General features: G+C 61.7%; 24 protein-coding genes. 19 read left to right on the top strand and 5 right to left on the bottom strand.

The genetic code is table 11. The annotated features are described in order from the left end of the window. Nucleotide 1 precedes the first annotated feature (1 nt). On the bottom strand, nucleotides 2–706 hold the full coding sequence (locus P9254_RS22605; RefSeq protein WP_278055392.1) for a Crp/Fnr family transcriptional regulator: 705 nt from the start codon (nucleotides 704–706) through the stop codon (nucleotides 2–4). A gap of 203 nt (nucleotides 707–909) precedes the next feature. Between P9254_RS22605 and P9254_RS22610 the strand changes: the two genes are divergently transcribed. The 6 genes from P9254_RS22610 (at nucleotide 910) to P9254_RS22635 (ending at nucleotide 6,048) form a co-directional block, all read left to right on the top strand. After that, nucleotides 910–2,106 (top strand): NnrS family protein, encoded by a 1,197-nt coding sequence (locus P9254_RS22610; protein ID WP_278055701.1) that lies wholly within the window; start codon nucleotides 910–912, stop codon nucleotides 2,104–2,106. Nucleotides 2,107–2,262: 156 nt separating this feature from the next. Beyond that, nucleotides 2,263–2,709, top strand: coding sequence for a pseudoazurin (locus P9254_RS22615; RefSeq protein ID WP_278055393.1), 447 nt, complete (start codon nucleotides 2,263–2,265; stop codon nucleotides 2,707–2,709). Between the two features lie 292 nt (nucleotides 2,710–3,001). After that, nucleotides 3,002–4,111 (top strand): copper-containing nitrite reductase, encoded by a 1,110-nt coding sequence (gene nirK, locus P9254_RS22620; RefSeq protein ID WP_278055395.1) that lies wholly within the window; start codon nucleotides 3,002–3,004, stop codon nucleotides 4,109–4,111. 65 nt (nucleotides 4,112–4,176) lie between these two features. After that, complete coding sequence (locus P9254_RS22625) at nucleotides 4,177–5,043, top strand: SUMF1/EgtB/PvdO family nonheme iron enzyme (RefSeq protein ID WP_278055396.1); 867 nt, start codon at nucleotides 4,177–4,179, stop codon at nucleotides 5,041–5,043. 240 nt (nucleotides 5,044–5,283) lie between these two features. Then, nucleotides 5,284–5,511 carry a group III truncated hemoglobin gene (locus tag P9254_RS29005; RefSeq protein WP_336619666.1) on the top strand — a complete coding sequence of 76 codons (228 nt, stop codon included), beginning with the start codon at nucleotides 5,284–5,286 and terminating at the stop codon, nucleotides 5,509–5,511. A gap of 105 nt (nucleotides 5,512–5,616) precedes the next feature. Next, nucleotides 5,617–6,048: a potassium channel family protein gene (locus tag P9254_RS22635; protein ID WP_278055397.1), complete on the top strand. Its 432-nt coding sequence runs from the start codon at nucleotides 5,617–5,619 to the stop codon at nucleotides 6,046–6,048. Between the two features lie 21 nt (nucleotides 6,049–6,069). On the opposite strand, the gene hemN is transcribed toward P9254_RS22635, so the two are convergent. Next, nucleotides 6,070–7,443 (bottom strand): oxygen-independent coproporphyrinogen III oxidase, encoded by a 1,374-nt coding sequence (hemN, locus tag P9254_RS22640; RefSeq protein WP_278055399.1) that lies wholly within the window; start codon nucleotides 7,441–7,443, stop codon nucleotides 6,070–6,072. Nucleotides 7,444–7,592: 149 nt separating this feature from the next. On the opposite strand from hemN, the gene P9254_RS22645 reads away from it, so the two are divergent. Continuing rightward, nucleotides 7,593–8,321, top strand: a complete 729-nt coding sequence (locus tag P9254_RS22645; protein WP_278055400.1) for a Crp/Fnr family transcriptional regulator — start codon at nucleotides 7,593–7,595, stop codon at nucleotides 8,319–8,321. Nucleotides 8,322–8,348: 27 nt separating this feature from the next. Here P9254_RS22645 and P9254_RS22650 read toward each other — a convergent pair whose 3' ends face one another. Continuing rightward, nucleotides 8,349–8,762 (bottom strand): hemerythrin domain-containing protein, encoded by a 414-nt coding sequence (locus P9254_RS22650; protein WP_278055703.1) that lies wholly within the window; start codon nucleotides 8,760–8,762, stop codon nucleotides 8,349–8,351. Nucleotides 8,763–9,004: 242 nt separating this feature from the next. Between P9254_RS22650 and ccoN the strand changes: the two genes are divergently transcribed. The 9 genes from ccoN (at nucleotide 9,005) to P9254_RS22695 (ending at nucleotide 17,844) form a co-directional block, all read left to right on the top strand. Beyond that, nucleotides 9,005–10,615, top strand: coding sequence for a cytochrome-c oxidase, cbb3-type subunit I (ccoN, locus tag P9254_RS22655; protein ID WP_278055401.1), 1,611 nt, complete (start codon nucleotides 9,005–9,007; stop codon nucleotides 10,613–10,615). 10 nt (nucleotides 10,616–10,625) lie between these two features. Continuing rightward, nucleotides 10,626–11,357: a cytochrome-c oxidase, cbb3-type subunit II gene (gene ccoO / locus P9254_RS22660; protein ID WP_278055402.1), complete on the top strand. Its 732-nt coding sequence runs from the start codon at nucleotides 10,626–10,628 to the stop codon at nucleotides 11,355–11,357. A gap of 12 nt (nucleotides 11,358–11,369) precedes the next feature. Continuing rightward, entirely contained in the window at nucleotides 11,370–11,519 is a 150-nt protein-coding gene (locus P9254_RS22665; protein ID WP_127239746.1) for a cbb3-type cytochrome c oxidase subunit 3, read from the top strand. 2 nt (nucleotides 11,520–11,521) lie between these two features. Continuing rightward, a complete protein-coding gene (gene ccoP / locus P9254_RS22670; RefSeq protein WP_278055403.1) occupies nucleotides 11,522–12,385 on the top strand; it encodes a cytochrome-c oxidase, cbb3-type subunit III in 864 nt (287 codons plus the stop codon). A 165-nt stretch (nucleotides 12,386–12,550) separates the two neighbouring features. Continuing rightward, complete coding sequence (gene ccoG, locus P9254_RS22675; RefSeq protein WP_442920337.1) at nucleotides 12,551–14,116, top strand: cytochrome c oxidase accessory protein CcoG; 1,566 nt, start codon at nucleotides 12,551–12,553, stop codon at nucleotides 14,114–14,116. Then, complete coding sequence (locus P9254_RS22680) at nucleotides 14,113–14,628, top strand: FixH family protein (protein ID WP_278055406.1); 516 nt, start codon at nucleotides 14,113–14,115, stop codon at nucleotides 14,626–14,628. Before ccoG ends, P9254_RS22680 begins: the two co-directional genes overlap by 4 nt. Next, a complete protein-coding gene (locus P9254_RS22685; protein WP_278055407.1) occupies nucleotides 14,625–16,913 on the top strand; it encodes a cation-translocating P-type ATPase in 2,289 nt (762 codons plus the stop codon). The genes P9254_RS22680 and P9254_RS22685 overlap by 4 nt, the downstream gene beginning before the upstream one ends. Continuing rightward, nucleotides 16,913–17,083: a cbb3-type cytochrome oxidase assembly protein CcoS gene (gene ccoS / locus P9254_RS22690; protein WP_278055409.1), complete on the top strand. Its 171-nt coding sequence runs from the start codon at nucleotides 16,913–16,915 to the stop codon at nucleotides 17,081–17,083. The genes P9254_RS22685 and ccoS overlap by 1 nt, the downstream gene beginning before the upstream one ends. Then, entirely contained in the window at nucleotides 17,080–17,844 is a 765-nt protein-coding gene (locus tag P9254_RS22695; RefSeq protein ID WP_336619668.1) for a CBS domain-containing protein, read from the top strand. Before ccoS ends, P9254_RS22695 begins: the two co-directional genes overlap by 4 nt. On the opposite strand, the gene P9254_RS22700 is transcribed toward P9254_RS22695, so the two are convergent. Continuing rightward, nucleotides 17,841–18,434 carry a hypothetical protein gene (locus P9254_RS22700; RefSeq protein ID WP_278055410.1) on the bottom strand — a complete coding sequence of 198 codons (594 nt, stop codon included), beginning with the start codon at nucleotides 18,432–18,434 and terminating at the stop codon, nucleotides 17,841–17,843. The two genes, P9254_RS22695 and P9254_RS22700, sit on opposite strands and share 4 nt — an antisense overlap. A gap of 137 nt (nucleotides 18,435–18,571) precedes the next feature. Next, nucleotides 18,572–19,381: a universal stress protein gene (locus tag P9254_RS22705; protein ID WP_278055413.1), complete on the bottom strand. Its 810-nt coding sequence runs from the start codon at nucleotides 19,379–19,381 to the stop codon at nucleotides 18,572–18,574. A 238-nt stretch (nucleotides 19,382–19,619) separates the two neighbouring features. On the opposite strand from P9254_RS22705, the gene P9254_RS22710 reads away from it, so the two are divergent. The 3 genes from P9254_RS22710 to P9254_RS22725 form a co-directional block, all read left to right on the top strand. Continuing rightward, nucleotides 19,620–21,134, top strand: coding sequence for a PAS domain S-box protein (locus P9254_RS22710; protein WP_278055707.1), 1,515 nt, complete (start codon nucleotides 19,620–19,622; stop codon nucleotides 21,132–21,134). Next, nucleotides 21,124–21,735: a response regulator FixJ gene (gene fixJ, locus P9254_RS22715; protein WP_278055709.1), complete on the top strand. Its 612-nt coding sequence runs from the start codon at nucleotides 21,124–21,126 to the stop codon at nucleotides 21,733–21,735. Before P9254_RS22710 ends, fixJ begins: the two co-directional genes overlap by 11 nt. Nucleotides 21,736–22,231: 496 nt before the next feature. After that, nucleotides 22,232–22,782 (top strand): aminotransferase class I/II-fold pyridoxal phosphate-dependent enzyme (locus P9254_RS22725; protein WP_278103903.1); only part of this gene is annotated, 551 nt, incomplete at its 3' end.

The following is a 22,782-nucleotide window of genomic DNA, read 5'->3' on the forward strand; positions in this document are numbered from 1 at the left end:
ACTAGCCTTTCGCCGTGCGACCTTCGGCGACCAAAAGCAGTTTATGGGGTTCGACCACGACCACCCTCTGGCGTCCACTCTTGACCAGGCCCTGGTCTTCCCAGGCCGAAAGCAGCCGGCTCACGGTGTGGAGGGTGGTGCCTGTCATTTCTGCAATATCCTGACGGGAAAGCGGAAAATCGATCATGAGCCCTTCGTTGGTCTTCCTTCCCGATTGCTTGATGAGCTTGAGCAGCGCGTGCGCGACGCGCTGCTCCACCTGCTCGGTGGCCATTTCGATGACGCGCGTATGGGCGTCCTGCAGCCTGCTGCCCACGGTCTTGTAGGTATTGGCACTGAAATTCGGAAAACTCGTCGCGAATGCTGGCCAGAGCTGACTTGGCCAGGCGAGCACCACGCAGTCGACGGCGGCGATAGCGTTTGCCGGATAGGTGGTCCGGCCCAGCGCGCTGGCGATGCCCATCAACTCACCCGGGCTGATGTACCGCACGGTAACTTCATGCCCGTCCGGGGTGGATTTCACGACGCGCACATGGCCGTCGAGCAGCAGGAAGAAGGAATGCGCATCCTGCTCCTGCTCGAAAACCGTCTGGTCCCGGGCAATTCGCATAGACCTTGCCTGCCCGATTATCCGGTCGAGATCCGCGGCAGTCGTACCCTCGAAGACACCCAGTCCCGCAATCAGCGATCGGTCGAGATTTGCCAACTGCACCGTCCTCCCCGGCTTCGCCAATCCAAGCGCCCCCGCATCCGGAAGACTGTGTCACGGACGACGGTCCATCCACAAGGTGACACCTCCTGTTCGACGCCGCGAACCAAGCCTTGGTTGCGCTGGAGCAAACTTCATCCGTCGCACACAGGATAAAAAATTAAGCTGGGCACCCTGCCCGCTTTCCAGAGAGGCATATGATGGCAATTCCGCGGACGCAGCTGCCAAGCGCTTATCCTGCAATTCTCTCCTACGGTTTCCGGCCCTTCTTTCTGCTCGGCTCGCTGCAAGCCGGCGTCGCCATGCTTTTGTGGCTGCCTCTCTACTACGGCAAGCTCGCAACGCTGAGCCTGTTCGTGGCTATCGATTGGCACATTCATGAACTGCTGTTTGGCTATCTAACGGCTGTTGTTACAGGGTTCCTGCTCACCGCGATTCCGAACTGGACCGGACGGCTGCCCGTCCAGGGCTTTCGTTTGCTGGTGCTGGTATCGCTCTGGATCCTGGGCCGGCTTGCCGTGTTCTTCTCGCAGGAGACCGGCTGGCTCCTGGCCGCGGTCGTGGATTGCTCCTTCCTTCTTGCCGTGGTCGTTGCAGCCGCCACGGAAATCATCGTCGGTCGAAACTGGCGGAACCTCAAGGTGCTACTGCCGGTTGCGACCCTTGTGGCGGCAAATGGCATGTTTCATGTCGAAGCTCACTACGACGGGGTTTCCGACGCGAGCCGTCGTCTCGGTCTGGGCGCGGTGGTCATCCTCGTCATGATCATTGGCGGCCGTATCATTCCGAGCTTCACCCGCAATTGGCTCGTTCGCGAGAAGCCCGGCAGGCTGCCAGTATCGTTCGGCAGATTCGATATCGGCACCATCGCCCTTTCTGCGGCCGGGCTTGCGGCATGGACCATTTTTCTCGACGCCACAGCAACCGGCGTTCTGCTGGTCACCGGCGCGGTTTTGAATGCCGTCCGGCTCGCCCGCTGGGCGGGCAACCGAACACTGTCCGATCCCTTGGTGGTGATCCTGCATGTCGCGTTCAGCTTTGTGCCCGTTGGGCTTCTGCTTGCCGGGCTGTCTGCTTTTGCCCCGCAGACGGTCCCCATGGCGGCAGGGATACACGCGCTGGCGGTGGGAGCGATCGCCTGCATGACGCTTGCCGTCATGACCCGCGCCACCTTCGGCCATACCGGCCGTGAATTGAGGGCCAGCGGCGGAACCTGCGCGGTTTTCGCGGCGATCGTCATTGCTGCTATCCTGCGCGTGGCCGCCAGCATGGCTCCTTCCTTCGCAGTCCTCCTTCATGTCTCGGCCGCGTTCTGGGTGGCCGCCTTCGCCGGCTATGCGGTTCTGTTCGGTGGCATGCTGGTGCGGCCGCGTCTTGGGGCACGCCGCGAGAACTGAAGCTCGCCGGGCAATGCCAAAAATCTCCAATTTCCACCCCGGATCGCCGTCATTTTCGTCGAGCAATTTGCGCCAGCGCAAATCGCCGGGTCGTCTCATGAACTACAAAGACGGCACGGTTAGTGCCGTGGTGAAATAAAAGAAAGGAACTCTCCAATGAAACTCCCCCTGATTGCCGCGGCGATCGCCTTGCTTTCAGTTACCGGCGCCGCAAATGCAGAAGAACATGTCGTGCAGATGCTGAACAAGGGCGAGAAGGGCTCGATGGTCTTCCAGCCCGCCTTTGTCCGGGCAGCACCGGGCGATACGATCAAGTTCGTCCCGACGGACAAGTCTCACAACGCCGAAAGCATCAAGGACATGATCCCGGACGGCGCACTGCCTTTCAAAGGAAAGTTCAATGAGGAAGTGGACGTGGCCCTGACCCAGGAAGGTGTCTACGGCGTGAAATGCGCTCCCCACTACGGCATGGGCATGGTTGCGCTGATCGTCGTCGGCAAGCCGGTCAACCTCTCTGCGGCGGAGGCGGTCAAGCAGGTCGGCAAGGCCAAGACTGTTTTTGCCGAACTGCTCGCCGAGGCGAGCAAGGTCGCCTCCAATTGATGTGACCGCCATTTGAGACTGTCTTCGGCAATGGGGGGCCGAAGGCACCGGCCGGGCGGACCTGGGGAGAGGTCTGTCCGGCCTTTTTGTGCCGGCTGCTGCATCGGCGCAGCGTCGGCGCGCGGGTTGATTTCGTCGCGCAATCATGCCCCCGCTGACCGCTCTCGAACCCCTCAAGCCTCTCAAAAAGAAATCAATTTAGCAGCATCGGATTTGCGCCAGCGCAAAGACAGACCCGTCGCAACCGCTATCCTGACGGCATTCGAATGGTCGAAACCAAAGGGAGACTGAAATGCTTACGAGACGCGAAGCTTTGTTAGGTTCTGTTGTTACCGCAGCAGCCGTCGCTGCCGTCGGCGCGACGCCGGTCATGGCCGGCGCCAAGGCACAGGATGTCGCCGGATTGCCGCGCGAGAAGGTGACCCTGGTCGCGCCGCCTTTGGTGCATCCGCACGATCAGGTGGCTAAGGGAGGTCCCAAAGTCGTCCAGTTCACCATGACCATCGAAGAAAAGCCGATCGTCATCGATGCTGACGGCACGCAGCTCAACGCCATGACCTATAACGGATCTATTCCGGGGCCTCTCATGGTCGTGCACGAGGGCGATTATCTCGAGCTCACACTGATCAATCCCGATACTAACAGTCTCGCTCACAACATCGACTTCCATGCGGCAACCGGCGCGCTCGGCGGCGGCGAACTTACACTGATCAACCCGGGCGAGCAGGTCACGCTACGCTTCAAGGCAACACGCACGGGAACGTTCGTCTATCACTGCGCGCCCGGCGGAGCGATGATACCCTGGCACGTTGTGTCGGGAATGAGCGGAGCGGTGATGATCCTGCCGCGCGACGGACTGAAGGACGATAGGGGCGAGCCGGTCCGCTATGACCGCATCTACTATATCGGTGAAAACGACTTCTACATCCCGCGCGACGAGCAGGGAAAGTTCAAGAGGTACGAGTCGGCCGGCGAGGGTTACGACGAGACGATGAAGGTCATGCGCGGCCTGATCCCGACGCATGTCGTGTTCAACGGCAAGGCTGGGTCGCTGACAGGCGAAAACGCCATGAAGGCGAAAGTTGGCGAAATTGTCCTCATCGTCCACTCGCAAGCCAATCGCGACACACGTCCGCACCTGATCGGCGGTCACGGCGACTTTGTCTGGGAAGGCGGCAAGTTCGCCAACCCGCCTGCCAAGGACATGGAAACCTGGTTCATCCGCGGCGGGTCGGCGGGTGCCGCGCTCTACACCTTCCTGCAGCCGGGCGTCTACGCCTACGTCAATCACAACCTGATCGAGGCAGTCGAGCTCGGCGCGACCGCGCATTTCATGGTTGAAGGAAGCTGGGACGACGATCTGATGAAACAGGTCGAAGCTCCCAGGGCAATTGCCTCCTAGGAGCAGAGCGGAATCGCAGCGCAGCCCGCTTCTGGCGGATTGCGCTGCTCCCCGGGGGGTGCAGCATGTCCTTCGATCCTATCTTCACATTCGGTGTTATCGGGGCTGCCGCCGTCATCGGCCTGGGGGTCAGCCAGGCGCTCGATGGCATGTCCTCGCGCGCGGCGATCGCGGCTGCACCACGCGAGCTGGTGGCTCTGGCACCCGGTTCATTCAAGCATCCGCAGCCAGGCGAATTCCTCAAGGACAACCATCCTGCCCCAGCGCCTGCCTTGACCGAAACTATCGAAGCGCCGGTGGAAATCATGAAGTTCCAGGTGAGCGCAACGGACTACGACCGTTGCGTTTCGGACGGCGCCTGCAGGCCTGCTGAGTCAAATCTTGCCGGCAATGTTCCAGCAACTGGGATCAGCTTTCTCGATGCGCAGGCCTATGCGAACTGGTTGTCGGCAAAGACGGGCGAAGTGTGGCGGCTGCCGACTGACGTGGAATGGGCTTACGCGGCGGCGGAGCGATTTCGGGCAGATATAGAAGGCGGTGAAGGCGACCCGGCCAATCCGGCAAGGCGATGGCTCACCCGCTATCGCAATGAGGCCGCGCTCGATCGCAAACCGGATCCCGAACCGCGGTCAAGCGGATCCTTTGGTCTCAATTCAAAGGGCGTTGCCGATATTGCCGGCAATGTCTGGGAGTGGACATCGACCTGCTACACACACGCGCGTGTGTCCGGCGAGGTCGTAGCCAGTGTGGTCACCTATTGCGGTGTCCATGTTGTGGAAGGTTTCCACCGCACCTACATGTCGAACTTCATCCGCGATGGCAAAAGCGGCGGCTGCGCGGTCGGCACACCACCAGACAATCTGGGCTTCCGGCTTGTCCGCGACCGCGAAGGCTTCCTGAGGGCCGTGGTTCGTCGCCTTGGCCTGACCTGACTGCCTGCTGACAAGGAATATGAATGACATCGAAGTCAATTTTGACTGACAGGATTCGCCCTGTCACCGAACAGCCTCTGATGCGCCCCGGTGTGGATCGTGCTTCGATAGGTGCACTGGTGCGCAAATTCTATGCCAGAGTGAGAGAGGACGAGCGGCTCGGACCCATCTTCACCCGGGAGATCACTGGCGACTGGGGACCTCACCTCGAGAAGATGCACGAATTTCTGGTGCTCCGTCATGTTGAAGAGCGGCGACTATCATGGACGTCAGGTGCCGGCTCACCTGAAACTGGAGGATGTCACAGAAGTCGACTTCGACACCTGGTTGGCTCTCTTCCGGGCGACGGCATCGGACCAGTTCGAGCCCGAAACCGCGGCGGCGTTCATCGAGCGCGCGGAGCGAATAGCAGCGAGCCTGAAGCTCGCCATGTTCCTTCGCCTGGATCGGGCGGCAGCGTGCAGGTAGGCCATAGTCGGGCCCGGCTGGTTGATTGTCCTGGAACCTTGGCAGGCTGATCCCGACTTGATTTTACGCAAAGACTAGGCCCGTCGGGGGTCATAGCTTCGTCGAATGATCCTCAATCTCTGCGTCGGCACGAGCGTCATCAGCCTGACGGTCCTGATTCACACCTTCGGCCTGATCGCGATCACTCACGTGATGGCGCACCTCGTGGCGCATTTTCGCATGCACGGCCGCCGCAGCCGCATCCTCGCCATGATCAGTGTCGTGATGGGGCTTTTCGCTGTCATGACAGCGGAAGTTTGGCTCTGGGCCGGAATGTACAGACTACTCGGCGTCCTCCCGGACTTCGAGACTGCGCTCTACTTCTCCACCATCACCTTTTCCACGGTCGGCTATGGCGACGTCATACCCGCCCACGGTTGGCGTGTCCTGGCTGCTCTGGAAGGCGTGAACGGGTTTCTGCTGATCGGCTGGTCAACAGCCTATCTGATTGCGGCCGGAACCCGTATCGGTCCGTTCAAGGCGGGCGAGCACTTTTGAGTGCTAGGCCCAGCTTTGCGCTCAGACCGCCAACGAGTGCCTGCCGGTTCCGTTTCTGAAATACTTGTCGAATTTCGCCGCCACCGTCCTGACCAGCGGACGGCTTTCTTCGGGCACGATGAAGTATTCACCATCGAGCCGAAGAAGCTGGCCTGCTCCGCTGATGGCCAATCGGCTCGCCTCACAGAGCAGCCTTTGGCCGATATTCCCGAAGCGTTCGACAAGTTCTATCGCTGAGAAAGTGAAGTTGCACATCAGGCGCTCGATGAGCCAGGCCCTCGCCTGATCATCCACACTAAGCTCAATGCCGCGCTCCGTTGCCAGTTGTCCGGCATCGACAGCCTTTGCGTATTCACCAGTTGCGACAATGTTCTGGGCATAACCCTGGCGGAACCGGCTGATCGCGGAGGGCCCAAGACCGATCAGGGTTTCACACGGGTCCTCGGTGTAGCCCTGGAAATTGCGGTGGATCCTGCCGCCGCGCGCGGCAACCGCCAGCGCATCATGCGGCTTTGCGAAATGATCCAGTCCCAGCGCCTCGTAGCCGGCATCGACAATCATTCGTGCGGCAAGCTGCGACTGCGCCAGACGTGCGGCTGAATCGGGCAGCCAGGCCTCATCGATCATCGTCTGGTGCTTCTTGAACCATGGCACATGCGCGTAGCCGAATAGGGCAAGCCGGTCCGGCGCCAGCGTCAGCGCCTGGGTGACTGTCGCGGCGACGCTCTCGCAGGTCTGATGCGGCAAACCGTAGAGCAGGTCCAGGTTGACGGATCTCACGCCCCGCGCGCGCACAGCATCAACAATGCTTTTGGTCAGCGCGAAACTCTGCTCGCGATTGATCGCCTTCTGCACTTTGGGATCAAAGTCCTGGACGCCGAGGCTCGCCCGCGTCATGCCGATCGCGGCGAAAGCATCGAGCCGCCCCTCGTCCATGTCGCTCGGGTCGATCTCGACGCTGAAACTGGCGTCATCGAGAAAGTCGAACCGATCCCGCAACGCTCTTCCGAGCATCAGGATGTCGTCCGGTTTCAGCATCGTCGGGGAGCCGCCGCCGAAATGAACGGCGCGCACCCTGCCCTGGCCACTGACAAGGCCACCGACGGTTTCGATTTCCCTGTGCAGCGAGCGCAGGAAGGTGGCCACCGGCGCATAGTGCCGTGTCTGCTTGGTATGGCAGGCGCAGAACCAGCACAGCCTGTCGCAGTAGGGGATGTGCAGATACAGCGATATCTCGTCATCGCCTTCCAGCCCATCCAGCCAGCCCCGAACGACGACTGGGTCGACGCCAGGGTGAAAGTGTGGCGCCGTCGGATAGCTCGTATACCGCGGCACGTTCTCGGCCGAGCTGTTGGCCAAGGCCATGCGGATATCGTTCGCCGTTTTCTGTTGCATGCCGCAACCTAGCCGCGCTCGTCTCGTGAAGCCTTGATTTCAATCAATGCGGACCAAAGGACAAAAGGACGCAACAATCCCACAATGCAAAGGTGATACCCTGCCAACCTTGTTGGGCTCGGCCCCACTTTGTTTTGGCTTCAGATGCGATGAACGTTCGACAGGACATCCATAGTGCCGGTATCCCTGTGCTTTGCCAGTCCTGTGAAGCGCGGCACCGTGGTTTATGTGGTGCGCTCGAACCCGATCAGCTGGTTGAGCTATCCAAGACAGCCTTAAGGCACGGCGTGTCACCGGGTGCTGAGCTGATGGGCGATGCCGAAGTCGTAGAACGCTATTCGAACGTCCTCTCCGGGGTTGTCAAACTGACAAAGAGCCTTTCGGACGGGCGCCAGCAGATCGTCGGCCTGCAGTTCGCTCCGGATTTCCTGGGGCGACCGTTCAAGTCCGAAAGTGCAATCAATGCCGAAGCGGCTACGGAAGTATCACTATGCTCGTTTCCAAGGACGGTGATCGAACGGATGATGAGGGCTTCTCCGGGATTCGAACACCGCCTGCTCAAGCAGGCTCTGAACGACCTCGATGAAGCGCGAGACTGGATGGTAGCGCTGGGGCGCAAGACAGCGTCCGAAAGGGTCGCCAGCTTCCTTCTTTTGATTGCCAGGAATATAGACCCGGCGTCCGATCCGGCAGCCAGGTCGGCCAGCTTCGACTTGCCGCTGACGCGTGCCGACATCGCTGATTTTCTCGGACTCACCATCGAGACGGTCAGCCGCCAGCTGACGCGACTGCGCACCGACGATGTGATCCGGATCGAGAGCAACCGCCATGTCACGGTGGACAGCCTCAGCCGCCTGCAACAACGCTGTGGTGACTGATCGCGCCAGCGCGGTTGGCGGAGCGCTCTAAGAGTCGCTCAGTCCGATCCTCGGAAGAATGTGCTCGCGCTCGAACGCGATATGGCGCCGCATGCTCTCGAAGAAGCCGCGCAGCATGAAACCGACGGCTTCAGCGTTTTCGATCCTGTCTCCGTGGCCGATCGTCAGCAGGGCCTCGGTCAATTCGTCAGCGTAGCATTCGTCCTCGATATGCTCCGCGCGCAGCCGGCTGATGGAGGCAAGATTGGACTCAGCCAGGGTGAGAGCCGCCTCATAGGCCGGGAAGACGACCGTTTCCTCATAGCGGTGAATGGCGCGTAGCAGCGGAACGATGCTGTTGGCCACGCCAAGGCATTGCAGGCGATCCACATGCGGCAGGGCGTCGGCCAATTGCTCGAGCGTATCGCAAAGCCGCAGCTTTTCCCGATGTGCCCGTCTCATCATGGCGCCCGGCACTGGTTCATCACCGAACCCAGCGGCTTGGGACAGTTGGCCGCAGTCTTGCCAAGGCGCCGTGCCGGCGTGCCTTTTCCTGCCCAACGATCCGCCTCCTGACCGAACTGGCATCGAGGCTGCCCAAACCGAAACGACAGGGCTTTGACCTAGATCAAAGCCGACAGTCCCCGATTGAGGAACTCATGCGGCCGTCGGCATCCGCCGGAATTCGAGATCGGGGACTTGCGATGAGATTTGGCACGGAGCTCGTTCTTCTAAGCCTCTTTGCTTTTGCGGCGCTTGTGGCCGCCGGCTTCGGCGTGGACGAACCCTTTCGCCAGCATATGTGGGTCTTGTTCTTCGTCTTGGTTGGCTTCACCGCGATCCTGTTGCGCACGACGGACTTCAAGCCGGCGATCCCCGTTGACCCCAGCGCGTACATGGACGGTCCGGTCCGCTACGGCGCGATCGCAACCATATTCTGGGGGGGTGTCGGGATGCTGGTCGGCGTGATTATCGCGCTGCAGCTCGCTTATCCCGACCTGAATGTCGCGCCATGGTTCAATTTCGGCCGTCTGCGCCCGCTGCACACCTCTGCTGTCGTCTTTGCCTTCGGCGGCAACGCGCTTCTGTGCACCTCCCTCTACGTGGTGCAACGCACCTGCCGCGCCCGCCTGTTCGGCGGCAATCTCGCCTGGTTCGTCTTCTGGGGTTACCAGCTCTTCATCGTCATGGCCGCGACCGGCTATCTGCTCGGCATCACCGAGAGCCATGAATACGCCGAACCCGAATGGTATGTCGATATCTGGCTGACCATCGTCTGGGTCGCCTATCTGTTGCTCTTCCTCGGCACTATCCTGAAGCGCAAGGAACCGCACATCTACGTCGCGAACTGGTTCTACCTGTCCTTCATCATCACCATCGCGATGCTGCACGTCGTCAACAACCTTGCGATGCCGGCCTCCTTCCTTGGATCGAAGAGCTATTCGGCTTTCTCCGGCGTCCAGGACGCGCTCACGCAATGGTGGTACGGCCACAACGCCGTCGGCTTCTTCCTCACCGCCGGCTTCCTCGGCATGATGTACTATTTCGTGCCGAAGCAGGTGAACCGGCCGGTCTACTCCTATCGCCTCTCGATCATCCACTTCTGGGCCCTGATCTTCCTCTACATCTGGGCGGGCCCCCATCACCTTCACTACACCGCCCTGCCCGACTGGGCTCAGACGCTCGGCATGGTGTTCTCGATCATGCTGTGGATGCCGTCCTGGGGCGGCATGATCAACGGCCTCATGACCCTGTCAGGCGCCTGGGACAAGATCCGCACCGATCCGATCGTGCGCATGATGGTCGCGGCCATCGCCTTCTACGGCATGTCGACCTTCGAAGGCCCGATGATGTCGATCAAGGCCGTCAACTCGCTGTCCCACTATACGGACTGGACAATCGGCCACGTCCATTCGGGCGCGCTTGGCTGGGTCGGGCTGATCTCGTTCGGCGCCATCTACTACATGGTGCCGAAGCTGTGGAACCGTCAGCGGCTCTATTCGCTGCGGCTCGTCACCTGGCACCTCTGGCTGGCGACGCTCGGAATCGTCGTCTACGCCGCGGTCATGTGGGTCTCCGGCATCATGCAGGGCCTGATGTGGCGCGAGTACGACGAGCAGGGTTTCCTCGTCTATTCCTTCGCTGAGACGGTCGCCGCCATGCACCCCTACTACGTCATGCGCGCCGCGGGCGGCGCTCTCTACCTTGCCGGCATGCTGATCATGGCATGGAACATCACCATGACCATTCTAGGGTACCAGCGCGAGGAGCAATCCCAGCAGGGCTCCGCGCCCGCCCTCCAGCCTGCCGAATAAGGAGCCAGACATGGGCTTGATGGACAAACACGCGCTCATCGAGAGGAACGCCACGCTTCTTCTCGTCGGGTCCCTGCTGGTCGTGACCATTGGCGGCATCGTCGAGATCGCGCCGCTCTTCTACCTCGATAACACGATCGAGAAGGTCGAAGGCATGCGGCCTTACTCGCCGCTCGAGCTTGCGGGACGCGACATCTATGTCCGCGAAGGCTGCTACCTCTGCCACAGCCAGATGATCCGGCCGTTCAGGGACGAGGTCGAGCGCTATGGCCATTACAGCCTGGCGGCCGAGTCGATGTACGACCACCCGTTCCAATGGGGTTCCAAGCGAACCGGACCGGACCTTGCCCGCGTCGGCGACCGCTACTCCAACAACTGGCACGTCCAGCACCTTGCCGACCCCCGCTCGGTGGTGCCGGAATCGATCATGCCCGGCTACGCCTTCCTGAAGGACACGCCGGTCGACGTGAAGGACTTCTCCACACATCTGGTCGCGAACCGGCGCGTCGGCGTTCCCTATACGGACGAAATGATTGCCAACGCCAATGCGGACCTGATGGCGCAGGCCGATCCCAGCGCCGACACGTCGGGCCTGGAAGCGCGCTATCCCAAGGCCAAGATCGGCGACTTCGACGGCAATCCGCAGCAGGTTACCGAGATGGATGCGCTCGTCGCATATCTGCAAATGCTCGGCACGCTGGTCGACTTCAAGACCTATGACGAAGCCGCCGGCTATCGCTGAGGAGAGTGACCGATGGACTACAATTTGATGCGGGAGTTTGCCGACAGCTGGGGCCTGCTCGCCATGGCGCTGTTCTTCGTCGGCTGCGTTGCCTTCGCGCTCCGCCCCGGCGGCAAGGCGCACGCCGACCAGGCCGCACAGATTCCACTCAAGGACGGCTGATCATGAGCAGCGAGCATATCGACGAAATCTCGGGCATCGCGACGACCGGTCACGAATGGGACGGCATCAGGGAGCTCAACAATCCGCTGCCGCGCTGGTGGGTGATCACCTTCTACATCACCATCGCGTGGGCTCTCGCCTACACGATCGCCTATCCGGCGTGGCCGATGATCAGCTCTGCCACCGAGGGTGTTCTGGGCTTCTCCAGCCGCAACGACGTCAAGAACGAGATGGCCGCCGCCGAAACGGCCAAGGCCCAGTATGTCGCGGCGATCCAGGCCAAGAGCGTCTCCGAGATCGCCGCCGATAACGCGTTGCGCGAGTTCGCCGTCGCCGCGGGCGGCGCTGCGTTCAGGGTCAACTGCGTGCAATGCCACGGCTCCGGCGCGCAAGGGTCGACAGGGTTTCCGAACCTCAACGACGACGATTGGCTCTGGGGTGGAAAGACCGACCAGATCCAGCAGACGATCACGCACGGCGTTCGCTTCGCCACCGATGCCGATACTCGCCAGTCGGAGATGACCGCCTTCGCCGATGTGCTGAAGCCTGACCAGATCGCTGAGGTCAGCGCTTATGTCGCCAGCCTCTCGGGCCCTGTCCAGGACAAGAACCTGGTCGGCCCCGGCGCCAAGGTCTTCGCCGACAATTGCGCCGCGTGCCATGGCGAGAATGCAAAGGGCAACCGGGAGCTTGGAGCGCCCGACCTTACCGACGCCATCTGGCTTTATGGGTCCAGCGAAGCGGCGATCGCGGCGCAGGTCCGCGCGCCGCACAACGGGGTGATGCCCGCTTGGGGCGGGCGCCTGGGCGAGGCGACGGTCAAGGAACTGGCAGTCTACGTTCATTCGCTTGGCGGCGGAGAATAGGAAGCGGGGCCTATTCTCGGCCCTCGGCGTGCAAGCGACGAGGCCCGGCCGAGCCGGGCCTCGACTTGTTCCATCGGCGGTTTTTGACCTGGGTCAACGCGCTGCGATGAGACATCCGGCAAGACTGCCCGATGAGAGCGGCTCCGTCCTTTGCCGCCGTTGGAGATGCATGTGCTCGACCAGACGCAGGTAGAACGGCTCGAGGCCGAAGCGGTGAATTCCGCGAAGACGCGCCAGCCTCTTTACGCCGCGCGCAAGAAGATCTTTCCGAAGCGCGCTTCGGGCCGTTTCCGCCAGTTCAAGTGGCTGGTGATGGCGATCACGCTGGGCATCTATTACCTGACGCCGTGGCTGCGCTGGGATCGCGGCTCCTTCGCTCCCGACCAGGCTGTGCTTGTCGATCTGGCGAACCGCCGCTTCTACTTCTTCTTCATCGAGATCTGGCCGCAGGAATTCTACTACGTCGCCGGCCTCCTCATGATGGCGGGCGTCGGCCTGTTCCTGGTCACTTCCACGGTCGGGCGAGCCTGGTGCGGCTACGCCTGCCCGCAGACCGTCTGGGTCGACCTTTTCCTCGTGGTCGAGCGCGCGATCGAAGGCGACCGCAATGCCCGCATGAAGCTGGACGCCGCTCCCTGGACGGCGCGCAAGCTGTTCCTGCGTTCCATCAAGCACGTCATCTGGCTGGCCATAGGCATGGCCACCGGCGGCGCTTGGATCTTCTACTTTGCTGATACGCCGACGTTGCTCGCTGAAGTCTTCACCGGCACGGCCGCCCCCGTTGCCTATGTCACGATCGCTGTCCTCACTGGCACTACGTATGTGTTCGGCGGGCTGATGCGCGAGCAGGTTTGCACCTACATGTGCCCGTGGCCGCGCATACAGGCCGCCATGCTCGACGAAAACTCGTTGACCGTGACCTATAACGACTGGCGCGGCGAACCTCGCTCGCGTCACGCCAAGAAGGCACTGGCCGCCGGACAGCTGGTCGGCGATTGCGTCGACTGCAACGCCTGCGTCGCCGTCTGCCCGATGGGCATCGATATCCGCGACGGCCAGCAACTGGAATGCATCACCTGCGCGCTCTGCATCGACGCTTGCGACGGTGTCATGGACAAGCTCGGCCGCGAACGCGGCCTGATCTCCTACGCCACGCTGGCGGACTACAATGCCAACATGGCGGTGGCGAACGCGGGCGGCACTAGTCCGGTCAATCCGGCGCTGGTGAGAACGCCGAGCGGCAGCTTCGCCGACGGATTGGCGCATTTCCACCTGAGCAAGATCTTCCGCCTGCGCACCTACATCTATCTGGGCGCCTGGTTGGCGATCGGGATTGTCCTCGTCTATTCGCTGCTGACCCGCGAGCGGCTCGATCTGAATGTGCTGCACGACCGCAATCCGCAATTCGTGACGCTGTCAGACGGCTCGATCCGCAACGGCTACACCGTCAAGCTGCTCAACATGATCCCCGAGCCGAGAACGATCGAAGTCATGCTGCAAGGGCTGGACGGCGGCGAGATGAGCATCGTCGGCATCGACCAGTCTCCGAGCCGCTCATTTGCGGTCGCGGTCGAGCCCGACCGGTTGAAAGTTCTCAAGGTCTTCGTCCGCCAACCAACCGAGCTGATCAAAGAGCCCGTGCAAAGCTTCGAATTCCGCATCGCGGACAACGCGAGTTCCGAATCCGCCCGATACACCGCCAGTTTCAACGCACCCGAGAACCGCAAATGAACACCGATACACGAAAGCCGCGCGAGTTCACTGGCAGGCACATGCTGGCCTCGATCCTCGCTTTTTTTGCGGTCGTTATCGGCGTGAACCTCACCATGGCAACTCTCGCCCGCCGGAGTTGGACCGGTCTGGTCGTCGAGAACACCTATGTTGCCAGCCAGCAGTTCAACAAGCGGGCCAGGGAAGGACGCGCACAAGCCGCGCTCGGCTGGAAAGGCAAGTTGACCATCGCCTCCGGCGAGGTCCGCTACAGCCTTGCCGATGCACAGGGAAATCCGGTGCCGCTTCACGGCGTCAAGGTCTTATTCCGGCATCCGGCCTACGAGACCGAGGACGAAGCCATGACGCTCGCCGCGGCCGCTGGTGGCGCTGCTTCCAAGACCGGGGGATTCGCCGCCCGGCATACACCGAAGGACGGCGTCTGGATCGTCGAGATCGATGCCGACGCCGGGCTGACATTGCCGTTTCGCGATGTTCGTCGCCTCATGATCTCGAAAGGAGCCCTGCAATGAGCTGCTGCGCACCGGGTGCCGAAATGGCGTTGGATATCGCCGATGCGGCGTCTGCTTCGCCCTCGAGTGACGAGATCAAGCTCGCCAGCCGCAGCCTGGGCGGTGGCGTACACCAAACCGAACTGTCGGTGCCGGCCGTTCACTGCGGGGCCTGCATCAAGACGATTGAAGCCGCCCTTGCAAAGATCGAGAACGTCGACTCCGCGCGCGTCAACCTGTCGACGAAACGCGCAACGGTTCGCTGGCATGGCGGCAGGGTCCCACCTTTCTTTCCCGTGCTCGGTCGGCTGGGCTACCAAGCACATCTTTTCGATCCGGAAACACACGAGAAGGACAAGGCCCTCTCGGAACTGATCCGGGCCGTCGCAGTCGCCGGTTTCGCCGCTGGCAACATAATGCTTTTGTCCGTTTCGGTCTGGTCTGGCGCCGAGGGCCCGACGCGGGACCTGTTCCACTGGCTGTCGGCGCTGATCGCCACCCCTGCCCTGGTCTTCGCCGGAGCTATCTACTTCCGCTCCGCCGCGAACGCCTTGCGTCACGGCCGCATGAACATGGACGTGCCGATAGCGGTGGGCGTGTCGCTTGCCTATGCGATGAGCCTCTACGAAACCATAACCCACGGTGAGCACGCCTATTTCGATGCCTCGACATCGCTCCTCTTCTTCCTGCTGATCGGCCGCACGCTGGATCACGTCATGCGGGAACGGGCGCGGACGGCCGTCAACGGCCTATCGCGCCTTGCGGCACGGGGATCGGTGGTCCTGCGCGACGACGGCGCGCGCGACTACGTGCCGGTCGCCGAGCTGCAGCCGGGAATGCGCCTGCTTATCGCGGCTGGAGAGCGGATACCGGTGGACGGCGCCATAGTCAGCGGCAATTCCGACCTCGACTGCTCGCTCGTGTCGGGTGAAAGCACGCCAAAAACCGTGAGCTCCGGAACGCATGTCCAGGCCGGCACGCTGAACCTCACCGGCCCGCTGACGATGAAGGCGACCGCCGCGGCGAAGGATTCCTTCCTGGCGGAAATGGTCCGGTTGATGGAAGCCGCGGAAGGCGGGCGCTCGCAATACCGAAGGATTGCCGACCGGGTATCGGCGCTTTACGCGCCGGTGGTCCATATCGCGGCTTTCGCGACCTTCCTTGGCTGGATGATGGCATCCGGTGATTGGCACCGAGCCATGACCATCGCCATTGCCGTGCTCATCATCACCTGCCCCTGCGCGCTCGGTCTTGCGGTGCCGATCGTGCAGGTCGTGGCGGCCCGGCGCCTGTTCGAGGCCGGGATCATGGTCAAGGACGGCTCAGCCATGGAGCGCCTGGCCGCAATCGATGCGGCTGTCTTCGACAAGACCGGAACACTGACCCTGGGTCGGCCGCGGCTCATCAATGCGTCATCGATCGATCCGACGATGCTCTCGATGGCGGCAGGCATGGCCGCGCATTCGCGTCATCCGTTCTCAAAGGCCCTGGCGATCCATACCGGCTTTTCCGGCCAGCCGGGGCTTGTCTCGGTGCGGGAAGAACCCGGCTTCGGCATCGAGGCCGAAGCCGGCGGCGACATCTGGCGCCTTGGCCGGCGCGGCTGGGCCGGATGGAAGGCCGGGACCGGAGGTGAAGGCAAGCTCGGCGGTTATGGCGGAACTGTTCTGTCAAGAAACGGCACGATCGTCGCGTGCTTTGCCTTCGAGGACGCGCCCCGGTGCGATGCCAATGCGGCTATCGAGAGCTTGAAGCGCGCCGGCGTGTCGGTCGAAATGCTCTCTGGCGATACGGAGAGAGCCTGCGGCGAGGTTGCCAGCTCACTGGGCATCGACAGCTTTGTGCCGGCGCTCCTTCCTTCGGGCAAGGTCGAGTGGATCGAGACGCTGGCCCGCGCCAGCCACAAGGTTGTGATGGTCGGCGACGGGCTCAACGACACGCCCGCGCTTGGGGCGGCGCATGTGTCCATGGCGCCTGCCACCGCGGCCGACGTCGGCCGCAAGGCGGCCGACTTCGTATTCCTACGCGAAAGCCTGCTGGCGGTGCCGCTTGCCTTGGACCTGTCGCGCAAGGCAGGCCGGCTCATCCGCCAAAACATCGCAATCGCGATCGTCTACAATGCCTTTGCCGTGCCGATCGCCATCCTCGGATATGTGACGCCGCTGATCGCAGCCGTCGCAATGTCAGCGTCCTCGCTGATCGTGATCGCGAACGCGATGCGGCTGAGGGGAGCCGCGACGACGGCCGCTCCCCAGCAACGTGACCGTCGTCAGCACCGCACCGACATCGTGGAAGCGGCCCGTTAATGACCACGCTCGTCTATCTCATTCCTGTGGCCCTCTTCCTGGGCGCGCTCGGCCTGTCGGGCTTCCTGTGGGCGCTGCGCAGCGGACAGTACGAGGACCTTGATGGGGCTGCCGAGCGGATCCTGATCGACCCGGACGACATGGAGAACGAAATCGCGCGCCGAAAATGAGGCAGATCAAGGCGCAGCCCGCCTGGAAGCCTCTAAACATGCGAGAAACGATGGAGGCGTACATGCAGGCCAGTGCCATAATGACAACCCCGGTGATCACGATTGACGCGGCAACCCCCGTCGCCGGCGCGGTCGAACTGATGCTGTCTAAGAAGATCAGCTGTCTGCCGGTCGTCGGCGCTGACGGAACGCTGGCCGGCATGGTCAGCGAAGGCGACTTCCTGCGTCGAGCGGAGCTTGGCACCCAGCGCGCCCGCGCACGCTGGCTGCAGTTCCTCCTGGGCCCCGGCAAGATCGCAGACGAATATGTTCGCGCCAACGGACGGCGGGTCGACGAGGTGATGACAACGGATGTCGTCTCGGCGTCGCCTCGTGCCTCGCTCGCCGAAATCGTTGAACTGATGACCCGCCACAACATCAAGAACGTTCCAATCGTCGAAGCTGGCGAGATTCTCGGCATCATCACGCGCTCGGACCTCTTGCGCGCTTTGGCTCGTGTCCTGCCGAAATCGGGCGCGACGACCGCCGATGACGAGTTGATCCGCAGGAGCGTCGTCGCTGAATTGCAGAGCCAATCCTGGAGTGGTGGCGACTTGATCGGCGTGACGGTGGACAACGGGGCTGTCGAATTGAGTGGCGCGATCTTTGACGAGCGCCAGCGCAAGGCGGCGGTCGTGGCGGCCGAAAACGTCGACGGCGTGAAGGCGGTCAAGGACAGCCTGTTCTGTGCGGAACCGTTTTCGGTGGTGCTTGTCTCCTAGAAGAACGCCTGCCGGAGCCACACCGCGGTTCCGGTTCTGCCGGGGCTAGGCGCCAACGGGATCAGTGGTCCAAGAAGCAAGACGGCGAATGCTATCAGCGCTGCGCCAGCAACCCAGTCAACCGTGGTTCGGCCCCCGCTGAACCTGCTGCCAAGCAGGATCCAAAAGGTTCCCGTGACAGCCGTGGTCGCCAGCAGCACGACCCAGTACACACCCAGCGCCTGGGGCTCGGCGTCCGTCGGCACCATTGCCAGGCAATAGATGAATCCCTTCGGATTGATGGCACTTGTCGCGAAAACTGAAATGGCGTCGGCCTTTTTGGATGTGTTGGCGCCAACGCCAGACATCAGACGCAGGCCAAGAACAACCAGCCATCCGGCTGCAACCAGCTTGATCATCAGGACGGCGCCGGGCGACACCAAAGGACGAAGCGAAAACCAGCAGGCGGATGCGACCCCGTACCCGCATGCCTGGGCGATCAACAGGGCGATCGCTTTCTCTCGCTTGACCGCTCCCACCATCAAGAGTGCATTGGTCGGCCCCGGCGCGGCAAAAAGCAGAAATGCTTCAAGAAGATGGAGACTGTTCAAGCTGTTTCGTCCCGTGGATGTCGACCTATTGATCGCGGAGGTCTCGCTTGCGTTGACTCCCGTCAGACCATGATCGTCAATCCCAGTGCTCTGTGACGAGTTGGTTCCTGTCCAAGATTTTGCCCGATGGCCATCCGTCAGTTCGACAGGAGGCGGCTGATGCCGCTCTCGTCGATTAGCGAGCGCGTGACACCGCCAAAAGCCCATTCCCTCAGTCGGCTGTGACCATAGGCCCCTGAAACGATCAGGTCGGCATGGATCGAGAACGCAAAAGTCACGAGCTTGCCGCCGTCCGCGTCGCCTATGATCACCTCGCTTCGTGCGGTGATGCCGTGCTGCTCCAAGAAAACAACGATGTCGGCGAGGCTGTTTCGAACATCCTCTCCGAAGTCGGATTCCATGGTGGCGACGACTACCTCGCTTGCTTTAGCCAGGAGGGGCAAGGCATCAGACAGGGCCCTACGTGCTTCCCGGCTGTCCTTCCAGGCGACAAGGGCAGTCTTGCTCAAAAAATGCTCGGCATTGGCCGCAGTGACCAGTACAGGCCGGCCGGCGCCGAGCACAACGCTCGCGATATCAACCTCCCGGTAGACATCCTCCCCGCCATCCGCTGTTACGATGAGATCGGCTGAACGAGCTGCCAGGCCCAGAGCGCGCGTCGGGCCGCATACGTGTTGTCTCCATTCGCTGCTGACCGAGGGCGGGACAAGCTTCTCGAATAGCTCGCGCAATTCGGCGAGACGTTTCTCGATCTCGAGGCGCTGGATCTGCATCACCTTGCCTTCGTGGACCATGCCTTCCCCCGTTGCGACCAACGGCGGAACGTCGGCGGCAGCGAGGCCGATCAGGTGAGCATCGAAGCCCTGCGCGAGCTCTGTTGCCAGATTGAGGATCGCCGCGGGGTTTGCATCAACGGCTAGGTTGACGACCATCGTTTTGTAGGACATTCGGGCACCTCGCCTGGAAGCGGAATGCCTCGTCATTTGCATTCTGCGAAGGGCCGCGCCTTGATACCGATCAAATGGTCAAAGCAGCCTGTTTGGCGAGCAGGCGGATGAGTGCTACATCATCGATCATTGCTGTTCCCCGATCCGGAGTTCGCTTGTGAGCAAGAAGGGGCAAGCTTCGCCCGAAACTGTGGCAAAAGCGGCCCAGCTGGCAGGCAGTCGACTGCAACACGACAATATGACGGAACATGAGCTTCTTGCGCTGATGTTCGATCAGGCTCCAGGTTTCATGACCTTGCTCAGCGAGCCCGGTCACGTTTTCCAGTTGACCAATGCGGCTTACCAGCGACTGATCGGTCAGCGGCAAGTTATCGGCAAGCCGGTGCGCGAAGCGTTGCCGGAGCTCGAGGGCCAGGGCTTCTTCGAATTGCTCGATCGTGTCAGCGAAACCGGCGAGCCTTATGTGGGCCGCAATGCCAAAATCGTCCTACGCAACGCCGAGACGGGTATGGCGGAAGAACGCATCCTGGACTTCGTCAATCAACCCATTAGAGCCAGGGATGGCCGCATCAGCGCTATCTTCGTACAGGGCACGGATGTCAGCGACCTGTCGTTTGCCAACGCTTCACTGCAATTACGCGAGGATCACCTGCGTTCGATCCTGGCGACGGTGCCCGATGCAATGATCGTCATCGACGAAAGCGCCCTGATCCAATCTTTCAGTACGGCGGCCGAGACGTTGTTCGGCTACAAGGCCAGCGAAGTCATCGGTCAAAACGTCAAGTTGCTGATGCCCTCGCCCTACCGGGAGGAGCATGACGGGTATATGCAGCGTTACCTGATGACGGGAGAGCGCCGCATCATCGGGCTGGGCCGTACGGTGACCGGGATGCGCAAGGACGGATCGACCTTTCCGATGGAGCTCTCCGTGGGCGAAATGCACCCTGGGACGGGTCGCTTCTTCACCGGTTTCTGCCGCGACCTGACGGAACGCCACAGAGCCGAAGCGAGGATACAGGAGCAGCAGCAGGAACTGCTTCATATGGCGCGGTTCACCGCACTCGGGGAAATGGCTTCGACACTGGCGCACGAGATAAACCAGCCGCTGACGGCAATCACGAACTATCTCAAAGGCAGCCGCCGCCTGCTCGAAAAGAGCAAAGACGACAATGCCGTCATGTTGGAGGAGGCTGTCGAAAAGGCCGCCGAGCAGGCCTTGCGCGCCGGAGATGTCATCCGTCGTCTCAGGGATTTTGTCGCTAGGGGCGAAAGCGAGCGTCAGGTCGAACGTCTGCCGGCGCTGATCGAGGATGCCTCGTCGCTGGCTTTGGTTGGTGCGAGAGAGGCGGACGTGCGCGTCACTTACGATCTCGATCCGGGGGCCGAGCTTGTTTTGACCGACCGTATCCAAATCCAGCAGGTGCTGCTGAATCTGATGAGAAATGCCGTGGAAGCCATGCAGGGGCAGCCGCGCCGCGAGCTGCGTATCGTCACCGGAGCGCGGCACGACGGCATGACGGAAGTTAGCGTTATCGACACTGGTCCGGGCTTGCCCCCTGAGGTCTCAGCTCAGCTCTTCCAGCCTTTCGTCACCACCAAGAAGCAGGGCATGGGCGTCGGCCTGTCCATTTGCCGTACTATCGTTGAGTCCCATGGTGGTCATATCTGGGCAGAGTCGGCAGCCGGCGGTGGGACCGCATTTCGGTTCACTTTGCGCGCCGTGGAAAGGGAAGAGGTCGCCAATGGCCAGTGATGTCGTGCATGTGGTCGATGATGACGTCGACGTCCGCAAGTCTCTGGGCTTCCTTCTTGCGACAGCCGACTTTGCGGTGCGCCTCTATGAATCGGCAACAGCATTCCTGGCAACAGAGCCGAAGGAGGTCGACGGCTGCATCGTCACCGACGTGCGCATGCCGGGCATCGACGGCATAGAATTCCTGCGGCAGTTGAAGGCTCGCGGCCATGCCGTGCCGGTCATCGTCATGACCGGGCACGCGGACGTGGCGCTGGCAGTACAAGCGATGAAGGAAGGAGCGGCCGATTTCATCGAGAAGCCATTCGACGACCAGGTGCTGATCGGCGCAATTCGCTCGGCGCTCGATAACCGTAACCGCGGGGTGGCGTCACACCCGCAAGCCGCCGACATTCGGAAAAATCTGTCCACGCTCTCGGATCGGGAACGTCAGGTGCTGGACGGTCTCGTTTCGGGTTTGCCGAATAAGACGATAGCCTACGATCTTGGGATCAGTCCGCGCACGGTCGAAATCCATCGCGCGAACCTCATGAGCAAGATGGGCGCTGGCAGTCTTTCGCATCTGGTGCGTATGGCTTTGATCGCCGATCCCAAAGGCTGAAAGGCTTTGCGCGAAGGCAAGCACTTTGTTTGCGGAAAAGCCGAACTGAAAACCGTTCCATGCCTTCGGAATTGCCCTACGAGGGGTTCTGACAATCCTCTTGGCCTCTTTTCAGATGCCAGGCGCGCCAATGTGTCGGCCGGATATCGACCCGGACGCCGGTAACGGCATGCCGCCATCCCTCGCGCCCTTTTTCGCACGGAAATACAAGCGCGTGTAGGCCCTCCTCGTCCAGAACGGCTAGTTCGAGGCTGCGGCCAAACGGAGCGCTTGCGATTGGATTCCACATCCGGTCAGCGTGGGCCGCAAGATGGCCCGGCGCTTTGATTTGGATCAGTTTTGGCGGGGCCTACGCCGAGAATCTGCGCATCTCAGACGACCAGGCGCCCTGCAATTTGACACAGCTCAAAGCGGCGCCCTTTCCTCGTTCGTAGTTTGGGTCCAGCGGATCGAACCGTCGCACCCACGGCGCGCCTCCTGAACAGGAAACTTACACATGAACTACCAGCGGTTCTTCGAAGACGCGATCGACCAGCTCCATGCCGAGCGGCGCTACCGCGTTTTCGCCGACCTCGAGCGCATCGTGGGCAAGTTTCCACGCGCCATCTGGCGCTCCAACGGTCGCGCCCAGGAAATCACCGTCTGGTGCTCCAACGACTATCTCGGCATGGGCCAGAATCCGGACGTCATCGCCGCCTTCCAGAACGCGGCAGGCCGGATGGGCTCGGGCGCTGGCGGCACCCGCAACATTTCCGGCACGTCCAACCCGCTGGTCGAGCTGGAGCATGAGCTCGCCGACCTGCACGACAAGGAGGCGGCGCTGGTCTTCACCTCCGGTTTCGTTTCCAACGAAGCCTCGATTTCGACCATCGCCAGGCTCTTGCCCAACTGCCTGATCATCTCGGACGAGTTGAACCACGCCTCGATGATCGAGGGCGTGCGCCGCTCCGGGGCCGAAAAGAAGATTTTTCGCCACAACGACGTTGCGCATCTGGAAAGCCTGCTGCAGGCGGCAGGACGCGAGCGCGCCAAGCTGATCGTCTTCGA

This window comes from Mesorhizobium sp. WSM4983 (assembly GCF_029625765.1).
GTDB lineage: Bacteria > Pseudomonadota > Alphaproteobacteria > Rhizobiales > Rhizobiaceae > Mesorhizobium.

Excerpts from the sequence above, each read along its gene's own strand:
- P9254_RS22610 (WP_278055701.1), top strand. The coding sequence starts at position 910 with ATGGCAATTCCGCGGACGCAGCTGCCAAGCGCTTATCCTGCAATTCTC.
- P9254_RS22615 (WP_278055393.1), top strand. The coding sequence starts at position 2,263 with ATGAAACTCCCCCTGATTGCCGCGGCGATCGCCTTGCTTTCAGTTACC.
- nirK (WP_278055395.1), top strand. The coding sequence starts at position 3,002 with ATGCTTACGAGACGCGAAGCTTTGTTAGGTTCTGTTGTTACCGCAGCA.
- P9254_RS22625 (WP_278055396.1), top strand. The coding sequence starts at position 4,177 with ATGTCCTTCGATCCTATCTTCACATTCGGTGTTATCGGGGCTGCCGCC.
- P9254_RS29005 (WP_336619666.1), top strand. The coding sequence starts at position 5,284 with ATGTTGAAGAGCGGCGACTATCATGGACGTCAGGTGCCGGCTCACCTG.
- P9254_RS22635 (WP_278055397.1), top strand. The coding sequence starts at position 5,617 with ATGATCCTCAATCTCTGCGTCGGCACGAGCGTCATCAGCCTGACGGTC.
- hemN (WP_278055399.1), bottom strand. The coding sequence starts at position 7,443 with ATGCAACAGAAAACGGCGAACGATATCCGCATGGCCTTGGCCAACAGC.
- P9254_RS22645 (WP_278055400.1), top strand. The coding sequence starts at position 7,593 with ATGAACGTTCGACAGGACATCCATAGTGCCGGTATCCCTGTGCTTTGC.
- P9254_RS22650 (WP_278055703.1), bottom strand. The coding sequence starts at position 8,762 with ATGAGACGGGCACATCGGGAAAAGCTGCGGCTTTGCGATACGCTCGAG.
- ccoN (WP_278055401.1), top strand. The coding sequence starts at position 9,005 with ATGAGATTTGGCACGGAGCTCGTTCTTCTAAGCCTCTTTGCTTTTGCG.
- ccoO (WP_278055402.1), top strand. The coding sequence starts at position 10,626 with ATGGGCTTGATGGACAAACACGCGCTCATCGAGAGGAACGCCACGCTT.
- P9254_RS22665 (WP_127239746.1), top strand. The coding sequence starts at position 11,370 with ATGGACTACAATTTGATGCGGGAGTTTGCCGACAGCTGGGGCCTGCTC.
- ccoP (WP_278055403.1), top strand. The coding sequence starts at position 11,522 with ATGAGCAGCGAGCATATCGACGAAATCTCGGGCATCGCGACGACCGGT.
- ccoG (WP_442920337.1), top strand. The coding sequence starts at position 12,551 with ATGCATGTGCTCGACCAGACGCAGGTAGAACGGCTCGAGGCCGAAGCG.
- P9254_RS22680 (WP_278055406.1), top strand. The coding sequence starts at position 14,113 with ATGAACACCGATACACGAAAGCCGCGCGAGTTCACTGGCAGGCACATG.
- P9254_RS22685 (WP_278055407.1), top strand. The coding sequence starts at position 14,625 with ATGAGCTGCTGCGCACCGGGTGCCGAAATGGCGTTGGATATCGCCGAT.
- ccoS (WP_278055409.1), top strand. The coding sequence starts at position 16,913 with ATGACCACGCTCGTCTATCTCATTCCTGTGGCCCTCTTCCTGGGCGCG.
- P9254_RS22695 (WP_336619668.1), top strand. The coding sequence starts at position 17,080 with ATGAGGCAGATCAAGGCGCAGCCCGCCTGGAAGCCTCTAAACATGCGA.
- P9254_RS22705 (WP_278055413.1), bottom strand. The coding sequence starts at position 19,381 with ATGTCCTACAAAACGATGGTCGTCAACCTAGCCGTTGATGCAAACCCC.
- P9254_RS22710 (WP_278055707.1), top strand. The coding sequence starts at position 19,620 with ATGACGGAACATGAGCTTCTTGCGCTGATGTTCGATCAGGCTCCAGGT.
- fixJ (WP_278055709.1), top strand. The coding sequence starts at position 21,124 with ATGGCCAGTGATGTCGTGCATGTGGTCGATGATGACGTCGACGTCCGC.